Annotated in this window: 13 protein-coding genes; 9 read left to right on the plus strand and 4 right to left on the minus strand. The window is 66.0% G+C overall.

The features are described from left to right. Positions 1 to 303: 303 nt before the first annotated feature. On the minus strand, positions 304 to 1,260 hold the full coding sequence (locus CupriaWKF_RS23950; protein ID WP_276103184.1) for a LysR family transcriptional regulator: 957 nt from the start codon (positions 1,258 to 1,260) through the stop codon (positions 304 to 306). Between the two features lie 889 nt (positions 1,261 to 2,149). On the opposite strand from CupriaWKF_RS23950, the gene CupriaWKF_RS23955 reads away from it, so the two are divergent. Both CupriaWKF_RS23955 and CupriaWKF_RS23960 read left to right on the plus strand, forming a co-directional pair. Next, positions 2,150 to 2,437 carry a transposase gene (locus tag CupriaWKF_RS23955; protein ID WP_224079167.1) on the plus strand — a complete coding sequence of 96 codons (288 nt, stop codon included), beginning with the start codon at positions 2,150 to 2,152 and terminating at the stop codon, positions 2,435 to 2,437. A 118-nt stretch (positions 2,438 to 2,555) separates the two neighbouring features. Next, positions 2,556 to 2,891 (plus strand): hypothetical protein, encoded by a 336-nt coding sequence (locus CupriaWKF_RS23960; protein WP_276103186.1) that lies wholly within the window; start codon positions 2,556 to 2,558, stop codon positions 2,889 to 2,891. A 198-nt stretch (positions 2,892 to 3,089) separates the two neighbouring features. Here CupriaWKF_RS23960 and CupriaWKF_RS23965 read toward each other — a convergent pair whose 3' ends face one another. Then, positions 3,090 to 3,857 (minus strand): helix-turn-helix domain-containing protein, encoded by a 768-nt coding sequence (locus tag CupriaWKF_RS23965; protein WP_276100944.1) that lies wholly within the window; start codon positions 3,855 to 3,857, stop codon positions 3,090 to 3,092. 262 nt (positions 3,858 to 4,119) lie between these two features. Here CupriaWKF_RS23965 and CupriaWKF_RS23970 point away from each other — a divergent pair, with 262 nt between their 5' ends. Next, on the plus strand, positions 4,120 to 5,208 hold the full coding sequence (locus CupriaWKF_RS23970) for a PHB depolymerase family esterase (protein ID WP_276100946.1): 1,089 nt from the start codon (positions 4,120 to 4,122) through the stop codon (positions 5,206 to 5,208). Between the two features lie 65 nt (positions 5,209 to 5,273). Here CupriaWKF_RS23970 and CupriaWKF_RS23975 read toward each other — a convergent pair whose 3' ends face one another. Then, the gene (locus tag CupriaWKF_RS23975; RefSeq protein WP_276100947.1) at positions 5,274 to 6,584 is read right to left on the minus strand and encodes an MFS transporter; all 1,311 of its coding nucleotides are present in this window, start codon (positions 6,582 to 6,584) and stop codon (positions 5,274 to 5,276) included. Between the two features lie 299 nt (positions 6,585 to 6,883). Between CupriaWKF_RS23975 and CupriaWKF_RS23980 the strand changes: the two genes are divergently transcribed. Next, positions 6,884 to 10,792 (plus strand): DUF748 domain-containing protein, encoded by a 3,909-nt coding sequence (locus tag CupriaWKF_RS23980; protein WP_276100948.1) that lies wholly within the window; start codon positions 6,884 to 6,886, stop codon positions 10,790 to 10,792. A 127-nt stretch (positions 10,793 to 10,919) separates the two neighbouring features. After that, complete coding sequence (locus tag CupriaWKF_RS23985) at positions 10,920 to 11,117, plus strand: rubredoxin (protein WP_276100949.1); 198 nt, start codon at positions 10,920 to 10,922, stop codon at positions 11,115 to 11,117. Between the two features lie 236 nt (positions 11,118 to 11,353). On the opposite strand, the gene CupriaWKF_RS23990 is transcribed toward CupriaWKF_RS23985, so the two are convergent. Then, positions 11,354 to 11,536 (minus strand): hypothetical protein, encoded by a 183-nt coding sequence (locus tag CupriaWKF_RS23990; RefSeq protein WP_276103187.1) that lies wholly within the window; start codon positions 11,534 to 11,536, stop codon positions 11,354 to 11,356. Between the two features lie 282 nt (positions 11,537 to 11,818). Between CupriaWKF_RS23990 and CupriaWKF_RS23995 the strand changes: the two genes are divergently transcribed. The 4 genes from CupriaWKF_RS23995 (at position 11,819) to CupriaWKF_RS24010 (ending at position 16,363) form a co-directional block, all read left to right on the plus strand. After that, positions 11,819 to 12,322: a hypothetical protein gene (locus CupriaWKF_RS23995; RefSeq protein WP_276100950.1), complete on the plus strand. Its 504-nt coding sequence runs from the start codon at positions 11,819 to 11,821 to the stop codon at positions 12,320 to 12,322. 303 nt (positions 12,323 to 12,625) lie between these two features. Further along, positions 12,626 to 13,951, plus strand: coding sequence for a cytochrome c oxidase subunit II (locus CupriaWKF_RS24000; RefSeq protein WP_276100951.1), 1,326 nt, complete (start codon positions 12,626 to 12,628; stop codon positions 13,949 to 13,951). Positions 13,952 to 13,961: 10 nt separating this feature from the next. Beyond that, the gene (gene ctaD / locus CupriaWKF_RS24005) at positions 13,962 to 15,719 is read left to right on the plus strand and encodes a cytochrome c oxidase subunit I (protein ID WP_276100952.1); all 1,758 of its coding nucleotides are present in this window, start codon (positions 13,962 to 13,964) and stop codon (positions 15,717 to 15,719) included. Then, positions 15,716 to 16,363 carry a bb3-type cytochrome oxidase subunit III gene (locus CupriaWKF_RS24010; protein WP_276100953.1) on the plus strand — a complete coding sequence of 216 codons (648 nt, stop codon included), beginning with the start codon at positions 15,716 to 15,718 and terminating at the stop codon, positions 16,361 to 16,363. The genes ctaD and CupriaWKF_RS24010 overlap by 4 nt, the downstream gene beginning before the upstream one ends. Positions 16,364 to 16,379 lie beyond the last annotated feature (16 nt).

The raw sequence follows: 16,379 nt of genomic DNA on the forward strand, positions 1-16,379 counted from the left end.
GCGTGAAGGACGCATCAACATCTGCGCACGTGCCGGAGTCTCGAGCCAAACGGGAGGCGGCCGCGACACGGCAGTGCGGGCCCAGAATACTGGCCCCACCGCTACGGCGGACTAGGAAATTTCGCAAATACTGGCACCGAAAAGTCGCGGTGCTGACGAGGGAGCTGCCGCCCGCAATGCCGGTGTGGCGTGCGGCAGCGGGCAGCCGGTACTGCGCAAGGCTGGCTGCGCGACGCAGGGGGCTTGCGCTACCGCAAACGGCTGGAAGCGCAGCGGATCCCGGAACGTCCGTCCGGCCGCTGTTCAGGCCGCGGCAGCGTGCCGAGGCGAGTCTTGCCGGCCTTTGCGCCGGCTGTCGATGGCTTTGAGCGGGTCGCGCAGGACTGCACTGCCCACATCCATGATGTCGCGCAGGGCGCTCTTGTCGTGCGCGCGTTCGGGGGCCCAGAAATGCAGCGCGGCCCATTCCGGGAAGCTGCTCGGCGGTGCCAGCAGGCGCGTCTTGCGATCACGCGTGACCAGTGGCACGTTGAAATCCAGCACGGGGCAGATACCGCCGGCCGAATGCAGCAGCGTGATCTGCGTGTGCCAGGAGGGCACAACCGTTTCACGGTGGCCGGGTGTGCTGGCCTGGCGCGCGAGGAAGCTGCGCAGCGGGCTGCCCGCTTCGCAGTCTTCCTGCAGCAGGATCCAGTCGCTTTCGCTGTCGTCGGCGCTGCCGGAGCGCATCGCGCTGACCAGCCTGCGCGGCGTGGCCAGAATGTTGTGCGGCAACACCTTTTCCGGGTTGTGTCCGCCGTCGACCACGAAAGCGCAGTCGAGCGCTCCATTGTCCAGGCTCTCGGCGAGCGTGGCATCGGCAATGACTGGTCTCGTTACGAAACTGTCATGCGGAAACTGCTCGCACAGCGTGGTCAGGATCTCGGTGATCACCGGGTCCCCAATGGACGAGGAAAAGCCGATCGACAGGCGCCGGCCATGGCGGCTCTTTTCCGTGGCCACTTCGTTTGGCCGTACCAGCTGGCTCCATTTGGCCAGGATCTGCCTGGCGGTCTGTTCCAGGCGCAGCGCGTGCGGCGTTGGCTCCAGCGTGCCGTTGCGCTTGACGAAGAGCGGGTCGCCGGTGATCTCGCGCAGCCGTGCCAGGCTGTAAGCGACGGTTGGTACGCGGCCTTGCGTGCAGGCCGCCACTGCGCTCAGGTCACGGTACTCCATGACAAGAACAAAGACGTGCAACAACTTCGTGCTGACATGACGCATGCTGACTTCTCCCGATCCATGGATTTTTTCTTTTATTTTTTTGCTCGGCAATGTGACAGCCGTGCGCGGCGCAGGCATGCCGCGCCCGCGAACCTCAGCGGTCGGGTTCGCGGGCGGAAACAGGGCTTACCGTGGCTGCGGGAACGGGAACCGGCGAGCGCTGGCTGCGGCGGATCTGGCTTCCAAGAAGCATGACACAACTCCTAAATGTGCGACTGACGTCGACAAATGGCGCAGTGACTCCTCAATCCTTCAGGCCCATGCTTGCCGGCAGTTCTGCAGTGTCACCGGGCGTGTACATGCCGGTGGAGAACTGGCGGGCCGCCCATCTTTGCGTGCTCCATGGAGCGCCGTCTGCGGGCGTACGAAATTTAGTTGATGCCGAGGAATCTTAATACAACATTCGGAAAGTTCCTAGAAAGCGATGGACATTCCGTTATGCAGTGCACGCTTCCTCAGGAGCGCTTGTTCGAACATGAACACATGGCTGAAACCTGCTGGGCACAAGGGAAGATAGCCGGGAGATAGCCTGTGCACCTTCGCGTCTGGCTCCCGCCCGGCGGGTTGCACGCCATTAGAAAACCGTACTGAAATTCCAGCGCCGTCCTTTGCGGAATATTTGGATTCCAAATTGGACAAGACAGACCGGCATGGCTGATGGCGCGCGTGCTTCCGATCGCTGCAATCATCCGGTGCATCACACCGCCGGCTTTGCCCGATGCTCCTGGCTTGACGATGCCGCGCTCATACGAGCGCCGGCTCGCACAATTTGCTTAACTCGCCCAGCAAAGACGTTGAATTGCCTTTTGACTCGACGGTGGGCTAACGTACGGGCAGGGTCGGGCACAGTTACCGGCGCGCGTGGGATGTTGCGTAGCGGAGAGAATCGGTGAACAGACGGTATTCGGAAGAGCAGATCCGCACCTATCTGGCCGAGGCCGCCAGCGGCGTGCCGGTGCGCGAATTGTGCGCGCGGTACGGCTTCAGCGATGCTTCCTTTTATGGCTGGCGCGCACGCTATGGCCAACCTGGTCAGGGGGATGCGCGCGAGGGGCGCAAACTGCGCGAGTTGCAGGAGGAGAACGCCCGGCTCAAGAGCATGCTGGCGGATGCGCTGCTCAAGCTCGAGCTGCTGCGCAACCGTACTGGCCGCAGCGGCAGCGGGAAGGACCGCTGACCGTCCATCCATCTCGGATCCGATACGGATCCGGCACGCGTCCGCGCGTCGCCCCACGCAAGCGGTACGCTTGTCCCGGAGTCTCAAATTGAACAAGGTGATTTGTCGCAAGGTATGCATGATGGCCTGCACAGGACTGCTTGCCGCGCGGGCCTGGGCTGCGCCGGATGCGCCACCTCCGGCGCCAATGGTCGCGCCGCCACCGCCCCGCATGGTCGACAGCGCTACAGCACCGGCGGCATCCACTGACGGCACCTTGTCGGTATCGCAGCGCCAGCGCTGCCAGTCCCTGCTTGATCAGATCAACGCGCTGCCCGCGGGGCAGCAGTGGTCGACCGGCAAGTCGTCGGTCACCACGGCTGACGGGCGCACGTATCCGACGCTGGAGCGCCAGGCGGACCGCAAGCGCCTGGAAGAGGCATACCGCCAGGAATGCGCACAGCAGCCCCGATGATGCTGGGACGGGCTGCGCAAGCCGGTACAAGGGCAGGGCTGCCAAGGCGGCCATGGCTGCGCGCGGTCGGTGGACTGCATTCTTGTGGCAAGCGAACAAGCACCGCTTATGTTGCGGCGGCCGCGCAATGGTCGAATTCCAACCCGAGTCTGCGTGTGGCCGATCGCTGAGGCGCGGTGGCCGGCGCCACGCAGTGAACTAGAACCGATGGGGCTCGTCGCCTACGGCCTGCGCGGCCATGGCGACCGGCCCGTGCCGCGGCATCGGATCGAGCTCCGCATAGACCGCGGCCAGGCCATCGCGGTCGATCAGCCGCAGGCGTCGTTGCCGTACCGAGATCAGGCCCACCGAGGCAAAGCGCGACAGCAGGCGCGACACCGTTTCCAGCGTCAGGCCGAGCAGGCTGGCAATGTCGGTTCGTGACATCGTCAGCGTAAGCGGGCTGTCGGCGCCGCCGCGGCGCCGATGTTCGGCGTCCAGGTCCAGCAGCAGCATGGCCAGCCGCTGTGCGGCCTTCATCGAGCCCACCGCGACGAGCAGGATGCGCTCGCGTTCGGCCTGATGGCGCATCACGTCCAGCACGGCATTGCGGAAGGCAGGGTCGGCCATATGCGAGCGCAGCGCTTCGATCGATACGACGCAGCACAAGGTGTCCTGCAAGGCGATGCTGCTGACGCTGTAGGCCGGCGCCTCGTTCGGCTCGAGGCCCAGGACATCTCCGGACAGGGAAAATCCCGTGACCTGGCGCCAGCCCAGCGGTGATTCATAGACCTGCTTGGCGCTGCCTTCCCGCAGCGGATATACCGCCGCTATCGGGCGGCCCTGGCGGAAGAATGCGTCGCCCGCGGTCACGGTTGCATGTGCTGGCTGCAGGGGCTTCTGCGCATTTGGCGACAGATCCGCCGCGGGTGCGTCACGGCAGACATGGCGAAAGAGGCAAAGCGAGCAGGTAGGCGAGCCGGACATGGGAAGGGGCGGCTGTGGAGGCGATACGAGACCTAGTATAAATGCACCACAACAGCTGCTATCTACCCGCGATCTGTATTCTTTCGTTGTGCCGCTTGAATCTTTTCGATCTGGTGAGATGCCGTTTGCCGCACTTCGCCACTTTTCAAGGAGTGCGAAAAAGCCACGCTCGGGGCCGACCTGGCGGTCCGTGTGCTATGCTGCGTCGCAACAATATGCAGAACACCGGGGGAGATTACGTCTCACGCGACCAGGAGTTCTCATGGCCAAAAGCCTCGCCATGGACTGGCAGGCGCAATTCCGGCGATTCAGCCGGGCGCAGGCCCAGACCGAAGCACAAGTGAAATCGTGGCTGGAACGTATTGAATCGTTGAGCCCGCTGGCGCCCCGGCGCCGTATCCGGACGCCGCATGGTGCGCCGCTTTCTCCGCGGCATCCCGTGCCGCAACTGCCAGGCAGCTGGGAATCACACCGTCTGCGCCTGGCGCCGCTGCCCGGTGAGCTGGTGCCGCAGCTTTCCTATCACCTCTATGTGCCGGCCAGCGCGAAGCGACGCTTTCGCGGTCCACTGCCGGTGGTGGTGATGCTGCATGGCTGCCGGCAGACCCCGGACGACCTCGCCGCCGGCACGCGCATGAACGCGCTGGCCGAGCATGAAGGCTTTATCGTGGCGTATCCCCAGCAGCCGTTGCGGCGCCAGCTCCAGCGCTGCTGGCAATGGTTCGACCTTGCCGCCGGCGAGGGCGGCCGGGAAGCGCAGGCGGTAGCGACACTGATCGAAACGCTGGCGCGACGCCACGACGTGTGCGACGACCAGGTCTACGTTGCCGGGATGTCGGCTGGCGCGGCCATGGCGGCGGTGGTGGCCCTGCGCTACCCGGAGCGCGTGGCGGCGGTAGGCCTGCATTCCGGAGTCGTGGTGGGCGCGGCCGATAACCCGCGCGCGGGCCTCAAGGCCATGCTGCACGGGTCGGCAACCGATCCGGCGATCCTGCTCGACGCAGTCGGTGCCACGCCAGGTGGCCCCGAGTTGCCGGCGATGGTGATACACGGCCTCGACGACGATGCTGTCCATCCGGTCAACGGCCGTCTGCTGGCGCGCCAGTTCCTGGCCTACAACCGCCTGGAAGACCGTCTGGGCGGCATTCCCGAGGCGCAGGTGCGCATGCCGGCCGGGCATTTCCATGAAGCGCGCGTCGGGCGCTGGAGCCACGACCTGGTCACGCTGGTGGAAGTGGAAGGGCTGGGCCACGCCTGGAGCGGTGGCGACGGCGACTACCACTACCACAGCGCCATTGGCCCGGATGCCAGCGCGATGATGTGGGAGTTCTTTCGCGAGCACCGGCGCTAGCGGAACGCCCATGAAAGAAGGAGGGCGCCAGGCCCTCCTTCATTGCAGCCACGCAAGGGCCGGCGTCAGCTTCGCGCGGGGTCCTTGACGAACAGTGCAGTGACCATGCCCAGCGCGCACACCGCGACCACGTAGTGGGCGGGAGCCAGCGGATCGCTCTTGAGCATCAGCGTAACGACCATCGGCGTCAGGCCGCCGAAGATCGCATACGACAGGTTGTACGAGAACGACAAGCCCGAAAAGCGCACCTGCGCCGGGAAGGCGTTGACCAGCACGAACGGCACCGCGCCGATGGTGCCCACCAGGAAGCCCGCCAGCGCATAAAGCGGCACCAGCAAGTCCGGCCGCGTGTGGATGGTGGTGTAGAGCGCGTAGGCGCTTGCGGCCAGCAGCAGGCCACCGAAGAACAGCGTCCGGCGCGCGCCGATGCGGTCGGCCAGCGCGCCCGAGATCACGCAGCCGAAGGTCAGGCACAGCGTGGCCACGCTGTTGGCCACCAGGGCCGTGCGCGCGTCGAAGCCGTACAGCTTCTGCAGGAATGTCGGGGTCATCAGGATCACCACGACGATGCCAGCGGACAACATCCACGTCAGCAGCATCGACACGGCTACTGCGCCGCGGTGGTCGCGTACCACCGACTTCAGGGGCATTTCCGCCGCCAGTGCCTTGCGCTTCTGGAGTTCGGCGAAGACCGGCGTTTCATGCAGCCAGCGGCGCAGGTACATCGAGGCAATGCCGAACACGCCGCCAATCAGGAACGGCACGCGCCAGCCCCAGTCAGCCAGCTCGGCCGGCGTGAATACCGAATTGATGCCGGTGGCCACCAGCGAACCCAGCAGGATGCCCGCGGTCAGCCCGCACGTCAGCGTGCCGCACGCGTAACCCACGTGGCGCGCGGGCACGTGTTCCGACACGAACACCCATGCGCCGGGCACTTCGCCGCCCACGGCCGCGCCCTGCAGGATGCGCAGCACCAGCAGCAGCACCGGGGCCAGCAGGCCGATGGTGTGGTAGGTCGGCATCAGGCCCATCAGCAGCGTGGGCACCGACATCAGCAGGATCGACAGCGTGAACATCTTCTTGCGGCCCAGCAGGTCGCCGAAGTGCGCCATGATGATGCCGCCCAGCGGGCGGGCCAGGTAGCCCGCGGCGAAGATGCCGAAGGTCTGCAGCTGCCGCAGCCAGTCGGGCACCGACGGCGGGAAGAACAACTGTCCGATCACCGTCGCGAAGAACACGAAGATGATGAAGTCATAGAATTCGAGGGCGCCGCCCAGTGCGGCGAGGGAGAGGGTCTTGTAATCCTGCCCCGTCAGGGGTCGCGCGGGCCGGGCTTGCGCGCCTGCGATCGGAGCGGTACTGCTGGTGGTAGACATGAATGGACTCGCATGAAAGGCATCTCATGCGAAGCGCACAACACGGGTTGCGTGGAGGGTGTGGCCGGGGGTTACAGCGCGGGAGAAGCAGGCACTACGTGGCGGGTAAGCCGCAGGCTTGCGACGAGACGCTTCGCAAAGGCGTAAAGATATCAGATCGGCGCTTGTCTTGTTGATAAGACAAAAGTTGATAGCTTTGCTTTGCGTGGAAGCATTGCGATAATGTCAAAAAAATGTGAAATCCGGGGCACAAAAGTGCGGTGCGTCACCGGAGCGGGGTCAGATTCATCGGGAATGACATGGAAATCAAGAGTTCCATCCAGTTCGCCACGGCTACGCCGCGGCGAAAGCTGGCCGCGCGCGTGGCCGGCGGCGTGGTGGCCGCGTTGGCGGTGTTTGGGCTTGCGGGCTACTTCGGCGGTCCGCCACTGATCAAGTCGCTGATCGAGAAGAACGCCACCGAGGCGCTCGGCCGCAAAGTGACGCTGGGCAGAGCGCACGTGCGTCCGTTCGAACTGGGCGCGACGCTGAACGACCTCACCATCTACGAACGCGACGGGAAGACCGCCGCGGTGACGCTGGGCGAGCTGGAGGCGAACACGTCGCTGGCCTCGGTCTGGCACCTCGCTCCGGTGGTGGATTCGCTGCATATCGACCGGCTGGCCGTGCATGTGATGCGCGAGGCCAACGGCAGCATGAGCTTTGCCGATATCCAGGACAAGCTGGCCGCCCGGCCGCCGAAGCCGCCCGATGCCAAGCCGGCCCGCTTCTCGGTCAACAACATTGCGCTGACCGGCAGCACGCTGGCCTATGAGGACAAGGTGGCCGGCTCGGCCGTGCGCGTCGACAACCTGACGCTGACGCTGCCGTTCCTGTCGAACCTGCCGCACGATGTGGAGATCGTCACGCGGCCCACGCTCAGCGCGCACATCAACGGCACGCCGCTGGCGTTGGATGGCACGGTCCTGCCGTTTGCCGATTCGCGCGAGACGCATCTGAACGTCAATCTCGACGGGCTCGATGTCGCACGCTTCATGCCGTTCGTGCCGAAACTCAAGGATGCGGAGGTCAGGCACGGCCTGCTCGACACGCGCCTGACACTGGGCTTCCGCCAGCAAAAGGACAAGCAGGACATCTTCGTGTCGGGCACCGCGGCGCTGCGCGAGCTGGACGTGCGCACGCTGGCGGGCGCGCCGCTGCTCAGCAATGGCAAGCTGGCGCTGGACATCGACCGCGTGGAACCACTGGCGCGGCGCGCGCATCTGCGCAGTGTCGATGTCGAAGGGCTGAACGTGGCCGCGGCGCGCCGCACGGACGGTTCGCTGAACCTGGCGACGGCCTTCCTGCCACAGGCTGCTCCCGCCGCCGAGGCCACGCCCCAGCCGGCGGCGCCCGCATCGGCGCCGGCCGCGGCAAAGCCGCAAGCGGAGGCCTGGCGCTACGCGGTCGACCGCGTCAGGCTCAAGCAGGCTCGCATCGGCTTCGAAGACGACCTGGCGCCGTCCGGGCCGGGCAAGCTGGCGCTGGGTCCCATCGATGCCGAAGTGAATGGCCTGGCCAGTGCCGAGGCCGACCAGGCGACCAGGCTGCAGGCCACGATCATCGTAGCCGACGGCCAGACGCTTACGCATAGGGGCGAACTGTCAATGCGGCAGGGCACGCTGGCCGGCACGCTGGAAACCACGGGGCTGCAGCCGCAGGGGTTTGCGTCCTGGTGGCCGCGCGAGTTGCGCGCCCAGTTCGGCAACACCGCGGTCAACGCGGAGCTTCATTACCGGATGTCGTGGGCGCAGCCCGTGTTCCAGTTCGTGCTCGAGAAGTCGCGGCTGGAACTGGCGCCGCTGCATGTCGCGACGCGCGAGCCGGTAGCCATGCCGGCGGCCGCCGCTTCGTCCAGCGAGCCGGCGGCGCGCCAGGCGCGTGCTGAACGGGCCGAGCGCGCCAGCCGCGCCCGTCGTGCGCGCGAGACCGACAGCGAAGGTGCGAACCTGCCCTTGCTGCAGGCCGACAAGGTGGTGCTGGACGACATCGGCCTGGACCTGGCCAAACAGACTTTCGAGGCGGGCCAGCTCGCGCTCACCAAGCCGCAGATCGCGGCGACGCGCGACTACCAGGGGCAGCTGCTGGAAATGGCGCGTATCTGGGCGAGCGAATCGGCGCGCCAGACCCGGGCCGAACGCAGGCAGCCGCCCGTTTCGTCCACCACGGCGAACGGCGCGGCACCGCCCGCCGGCGGTGGCTGGAAGGTGCGGCTCGGCAAGGTGGGGCTCGACGGCGGCGCGGCCCGGCTAGCTGACTACGCGCCGGCCGAGATCAACCGGGGCCGGCCAGTCATCCTCGAGTACCGCAATATCGGCCTGACCACTGGTGCCATCGCGTGGCCGCTGGCGGCCGCGGCGGTGCCCGTCAAGTTGCATGCCGAAACGGGCAAGCGCGGCATGATCAGCATGGAAGGCAATGTGCTGCCGGCCGCCCCGGCCAGCCAGTTGCAGCTTGACCTGCGCGAGATCGACCTGGCGCCGGTGCAGCCCTACGTGGGCGATCGCCTGAACGCGGCGCTGCGCAGCGGCACGCTGACTGTCAAGGGCAGGCTGGCTCTCAGCACGCCACCAGGCAAGCCGATTGCCGCGCGCTTTGCCGGCAACGCGCAGGTGGCCAACGTGCGCACCGTGGACCGCGTGACCGGCGATGACTTCCTGCGCTGGCGCTCGCTGGCCGTGTCGGGCATCGACTTCAACATGGACGACGGCAAGGGCCCGATGCGCGTGACGCTGAACAATATCGCGCTGTCGGATTTTTATGCGCGCGTGATCCTGAACGCCAACGGCCGCCTGAACCTGCAGGACGTGATGGCGGGCGGCGCGGCCAAGGGCGAGGCGCAGCCGGCCACGAGCCTGACGCAGGCGAACCCGGCCTCGGCGCCAGCGGCCTCCGCGCCGGCAGCGACGCCGCCCGCACAGGCTGCCGCGGGTCCGAAGCCGCAGGTGCTGATCGGCGGTGTGTCGGTGGACAAGGGCAACATCAATTTCTCGGACTTCTTCGTCAAGCCGAACTACAGCGCCAACCTGACGGGCATGAAGGGCTCGGTGTCGAAGGTGTCGTCGGGCGACCCGACGCCGGCCGACCTCGTGCTCAATGGCCGGCTCGATGACGATGCGCCGGTCAGCATCAGCGGCAAGATCAACCCGCTCGGCGAGCAGCTCTTCCTGGACATCGCCGCCAAGGCGTCCGGCGTGGAACTCACGCGCCTGACGCCGTATGCGGCCAAGTACGCCGGCTACCCGATCACCAAGGGCAAGCTGACCGTGGACGTGGCCTACAAGATCGACCAGGGCAAGCTCGACGCGAGCAACCACCTGTACCTCGACCAGCTCACCTTCGGCGACAAGGTCGACAGCCCGGACGCGACCAAGCTGCCTGTGCTGCTGGCGGTGTCGCTGCTAAAGGACCGCCACGGGGTGATCGACGTCAACCTGCCCGTCTCCGGTTCGCTGTCGGACCCGCAGTTCAGCATCGGCGGCGTGATCGTGCGCGTGATCGTGAACCTGCTGGCCAAGGCGATTACGTCGCCGTTCGCGCTGATCGGGTCGGCGTTCGGTGGCGGCAGTGGCGAGGAGCTTGGCTATGTGGAATTCGCCCCCGGCACGGCAACGCTTACGCCTGCGGCGAAGGACAAGGTGGCCACGGTTGCCAAGGCGCTCAATGACCGGCCGTCGCTGAAGCTGGAAATCAGCGGCCGCATCGACCCGGCCACCGACGAAGCCGGTGCCCGCCGCGCATGGCTCGACGCCCGCGTGGCCGAGCAGAAGCGGCGCGACCTGCGCAAGAGCGCGCAGGACGGCGAAGAAGCCGGCGACAACGAAGCGGGCGAGCAGGGCGCCGACGTGAAGGTGTCGAAGCAGGAGTATCCGAAGTATCTCGAAGAGGTCTACAAGCGCACCTCGATGAAGAAGCCGCGCAATTTCGTGGGCTTTGCCAAGTCGCTGCCGCCCGAGGAAATGGAGAAGCTGCTGATGGCGAATGCCACGGTGTCGGATACCGACCTGAGGCACCTTGCCGACCAGCGCGCGCTGGTCGTCAAGCAGGCGCTGGAGCGTGACGGCAAGGTGCCGGAAGACCGGCTGTTCCTGACCGCGCCGCACCTGAGCGCGGAGGGGATCAAGGACAAGGGCACGCCGAACCGGGTGGATTTCTCGGTCCGCCAGTAAGCGCACCCGTGGCCGGCGTCGTGCGGCGCCGGCCCCCACCGCGCGCTCGTGCATCGCAAAAACCGCGTATGATTCGGCCCGGAAAATGTATCAGGCCGCCAGTGGGCGGCTGCTCTGGGAGAAAGTTTTGCAGCAGGATCAGCTGGAAGCGGCAGTCGCCTACAAGACCTGGGTTTGCGTGATCTGCGGTTGGGTGTACGACGAGGAACTGGGCTGCCCGGAAGACGGCATTGCCGCGGGCACGCGCTGGGAGGATATTCCCGATGACTGGCGCTGCCCCGAATGTGACGTCGGCAAGGGCGAATTCGCCATGATCGAACTGTGACGTTGCGGGCATGTGCCGGCAACGCGCCTGGCGGCAGCGATGCCTAGTGCCTGGCAGCGTGCCGGCAGATGCCGGCGCGTTGCCGCGCGCAGCGGCGATAGTGCATGCGATAAGGGTGGCTGCACCGCCACACTGCGATCGCGACGGTCATGCAGAGCAGTACCGCCATGACGGCGGCAAGCAGGCCGATGGACATGGCCGCCCCTCTCTCCAGAAAAGTGCCCGAGCCTTGCGGCTCAGATCAGCAGCGGTAGTGCCTCCAGTACCAGCACAGCGACTAGTGCTCCGATGAGCGCACCCATGGTGCGGCAGCTGATACGCAGGAATTTGGCGGTCACCGGGATCGAGCCCATGGCGATCACGCCCACCAGTGCCATCGGGATCAGGAATACAAGATCGTGCGCCTGAAAATGCCACATCATGGCGGTCTCCTGTCTCTCTGTCTTGTGGCTCCAGTATAGACAGTGTGTGGCGAAAGAACGGCCGCAGGCATTGGTACTGACCCGGACGCCGGGTCGTGCTGCATCGCACTGCAGCGTCATATGCGCGTACCGTCCATGCCACCTGGCGGGGTGATCGGTGTGGCGCCGCGCGGACTCCCGCATCTTTTTCGCCTCATCGGGTCTAACTGTGCAGCCCGCGTGTCCTATCCTGAGCGAATACACGGGCTTGTCCCGTGACTCAGAGAGGCGGAGGTGGCTATGGAACTTCACATGCATTCGCACCATTACGTGCGGCGTTCGCCGGACTGGACCGCGGCGGCGGTGTCCGGGCTGGCCGCCGGCGCGTTGCTGCTGGTGCTGGAGCTGTTCTGGTCCACGATGGTGTCGGGCGTGAATCCGTGGGGCACCACGCGCATGATCGCGGCGATCCTGATGGGCCGGGACGTATTGCAGACCTCGCTGTTCAGCGTGGGCACCGTGGCGGCCGCCCTGGTCATCCACTTCGTGCTGGGCGCCGTGCTGGGGATGGTGCTGGCCGTGATCATCGCGCCGTTCCAGCTGGATTCGAGCATCCGCATGATCCTGCTCGCGGGCGCCGTGTTCGGCCTTGCGGTCTATCTCTTCGACTTCCATGTCATGACCCGCTTCTTCACGTGGTTTGCCGATGCCCGCGGCTGGCACACGCTGGTGGGTCACATGATCTTCGGCATGGTGGCGGCTGTGACCTACTGGAAGCTCGAAAGCAAGGATGTATCGCATTGAGCGCTGTATGCGCTGACGCATAAAGAGCGGCGCCTGATGTGCGCCGCACCGCAAGATCGCTGATTTTGCCGCGCGCATTTGCTACTACACGGGCGGCGCGACGACGACGGCGGATGGGCGACGATTTCCCATCCGCCGTTTTTTCCTTGCCTGCCGCGCACGCGCCAGGCCGGGCGGCCCTTGTGCAATGCGGCAAGCGTACGCGCCCGTGTCGCCTTGCAGTGACCTGACGGCATGCACTAGTCTTATCTCAACCCTGCGTGACTTCCGCATCCCTCGCCATGCGCGAGGAGGAGGTTGGATATGGCGATGGCCATCGCAATCGTAGTCATCGTCGTCGCTTCGGTGCTCTTTCATTTCCTGAGCCCGTGGTGGGCGACCCCGCTGGCGTCCAACTGGAGGCAGATGGACGACACGCTCACCATTACCCTGGTCATTACGGGGATCTTTTTCATCGGCATCAACCTGTTCATTGGTTACAGCGTCTGGCGCTTTCGTCATGATGCGCCGCGGCACGACGGACAGCGCGGGCACCGTGCCGACTACCATCCCGAGAACAAGAAGCTCGAAATCTGGCTGACGGTGGGTACGGCGCTTGGCGTCATGGCGCTGCTCGCACCGGGTCTGTTCGTCTACGCCGACTACGTCCGGCCACCGCGAGAGGCCATGGTGATGGAAGTGGTCGGCCAGCAGTGGCAATGGGCGTTCCGCTTCCCGGGCAAGAGCGGCCAGCTTGGCACGTCCGACCCGCGCTTCATCAGCGGCACCAACCCGCTTGGCCTCAACCCGGAGGATCCGCGCGGCCAGGACAACGTCGTCATCAGCGGGCCGGAAGTGCACCTGCCGCTGAACCGGCCGGTCAAGGTGCTGCTGCGTTCGCGCGACGTACTGCACGACTTCTACGTGCCGCCGTTCCGCGCGCGCATGAATATGGTGCCGGGCATGGTGACGTCGTTCTGGTTCACGCCGACGCAGGCCGGCCGCTTCGAGATCCTGTGCGCGCAGCTCTGCGGCGTGGGGCACTACAACATGCGCGGCATGGTGGTGGTGGAAGAGCAGGCCGCCTTCGACGCCTGGCTGGCAAAGCAGCCGACCTTTGCGATGACGCTTGCCAGGGCAGCGGCACCTCCGCCGCCCGCGCCCGCCGGGGCAGCCAGTGGCGTAGACGCCGTGCTGATCGAAAAGGGCCACGCGCTGGCGCAGAGCAAGGGATGCGCGGGATGCCACAGCGTTGACGGCAACCCGGGCGTAGGACCGACATGGAAGGGCCTGTTCGGCAGGACCGAGACCTTTGCCGACGGCAGCAGCGCGCCGGTCGACGACGCCTTCCTGAAAGAGGAGATCACCGATCCGCAGGCCCGCCTGGTGAAGGGGTTCGGCCCGGTCATGCCCAAGATACCGCTGACCGACGATGAAATCGGTGCCCTGATGGCGTATATCCGCGCCCAGGGCAGCGGCGAGGGCGCGGGCGTTGCGCCGCCGGAGCCGGCGTCGGCAGGGGCGCCGGCTGGGGCCACCACCGCGGCCGAGGTCAGTTCCCAGGCGGCGTCAGCGGCTTCCGGCACCTACACGACATCCAATGCCGCCGTAGTGCCGCCGACCGCCTCGCCCAAGGCGGCGACGAAGTGAGGAGAGACGCATGGCTTACGCCGACGATGCAGACCACCACGCACCGTACAGTTTCTGGACCCGCTATGTCTGGAGCCAGGACCACAAGGTGATCGCCGTGCAGTACACCATCACTGCCATCGTGGTGGGGCTGGTGGGCGTGGCGCTGTCGAACCTGATGCGCATGCAGCTTGGGTTCCCCGGCAAGTTCGATTTCATCGACGCCAACCGCTACTACCAGTTCGTCACCATGCACGGCATGATCATGGTGATCTACCTGCTGACTGCACTATTCCTCGGCGGCTTTGGCAACTACCTGATTCCGCTGATGGTGGGCGCGCGCGACATGGTGTTCCCGTTCCTCAACATGCTCAGCTACTGGGTCTACCTATTGTCGGTGATCGTGCTGCTGGCCAGCTTCTTCGTGCCGGGCGGCCCGACCGGCGCAGGCTGGACGCTGTATCCGCCGCAGGCCATCCTGCCCGGCACGCCAGGCTATGAGTGGGGCATCATCCTGATGCTGGTGTCGCTGGCGATCTTTATCGTCGCGGCCACCATGGGCGGCCTGAACTACGTCACCACGGTGCTGCAGGCACGGACAGAGGGCATGACGCTGCTGCGCATGCCGTTGTCGGTATGGGGCATCTTCATGGCGACCATCCTGGCGTTGCTGGCGTTCCCGGCGCTGTTCGTCTCGGCCGTGATGATGCTGCTCGACCGCACGCTCGGTACCAGCTTCTTCATGCCGGCGATGGTGTCGATGGGCCAGCAGCTCAACTACAAGGGCGGCAGCCCGCTACTGTTCCAGCACCTGTTCTGGTTTTTCGGACACCCGGAGGTGTACATCGTCGCGCTGCCGGCCTTCGGCATTGTCTCGGACCTGGTCAGCGTGCATTCGCGCAAGAGCATTTTTGGCTACCGCACCATGGTGTGGGCCATCCTGGCCATCGGCGTGCTGTCGGTGGTGGTGTGGGCGCACCACATGTTCGTGAGCGGCATGAACCCGTACTTCGGTTTCTTCTTCGCCACCACCACGCTGATCATCGCCATACCGACGGCCATCAAGGTCTACAACTGGGTCATCACGCTGTGGCGCGGCGATATCCACTTCACGGTGCCGATGCTGTTCGCCATCGCGTTCATCAGCACCTTCGTCATCGGCGGGTTGACGGGGCTGTTCCTTGGCAACGTGAGTGTGGACATCCCGCTGTCGAACACGTACTTCGTGGTCGCGCATTTCCACATGGTGATGGGCGTATCGCCGATCCTGGTGGTGTTCGGCGGCATCTACCACTGGTATCCCAAGGTGACGGGCCGCATGCTGGACGACCACCTGGGCCGCGTGCATTTCTGGGTCACCTTCATCGGCACCTACGCCATCTTCTTCCCGATGCACTACCTGGGTGTGCTGGGCATGCCGCGGCGCTACTACGCGTACGAGAACTACGCGTTCATTCCGGAATCCGCGCACGTGATGAACATGTACATCTCGATCGCGGCCTTCATCGTCGCAGCGGCCCAACTGCTGTTCGTCTTCAACCTGGCCTGGAGCGTCAGGCACGGACGCAAGGCCGACAGCAACCCGTGGCGCGCGGCGTCACTGGAATGGCAGACACCGCAGACGCCGCCCGCGCACGGCAACTGGGGCCCGCACCTGCCGGTGGCCTACCGCTGGGCCTATGCCTACAGCGTGCCCGGCGCGAAGGAGGACTTCATCGCGCAGAACGCGCCGCCCGAGGCCGGCGGCGCCGAGCCCGAACCTCACCCCAGCCGTGGAGCCGTGGCATGAACGCCGAAGCTCTCTACAAGGTCAGCCGCGACGAGTTCGGCGGCAGTCCGTCGGGCGGTGGCCAGACCCGCAATGAGAACGCCGGCGGCGCGCCCGCCTCCATCGGGCTGTGGGTCTTCATGGGCGTGGTCACGGTGCTGTTCGCGCTGTTCCTGACGGCGTATGCCATGCGCATGGACAGCCCCGACTGGCAGCGCATTGCGCTGCCGTGGCAGGTATGGCTGTCCACCGCGCTGCTGGCGGCAGGCAGCGTGGCCATGCAGGCGGCGGTGCGCCTGGCACGTGCGGGCCGCATGGCCGGGGCGCGGCGGGCGCTGCGCCTGGGCGGGCTGGGCGCGGCGGCCTTTGTCGCGTCGCAGCTATGGGCCTGGCTGGCGCTGCAAGCCGCTCATGTCGGTCCGGCGAGCAACCCGGCCGGCAGCTTCTTCTACCTGCTGACTGCCACGCACGGGTTGCACGTGCTCGGCGGCCTCGCGGGCTGGGCCTTCGCGGCGGGATTCCGGGGCAGCGGTGAAGGCGCCGTGCTGCGCATGGTGCTGTGCGCCCGGTACTGGCATTTCCTGCTCGCGGTGTGGGTGGTGCTGCTGGCCGCGCTGGGCTGGCTCACGCCCGAGATCGTGCGCTACATCTGCGGCACTGCGTAGCGCTGAGGAGAGAGCC

The organism is Cupriavidus sp. WKF15, assembly GCF_029278605.1.
In the GTDB taxonomy this organism is placed as follows: domain Bacteria; phylum Pseudomonadota; class Gammaproteobacteria; order Burkholderiales; family Burkholderiaceae; genus Cupriavidus.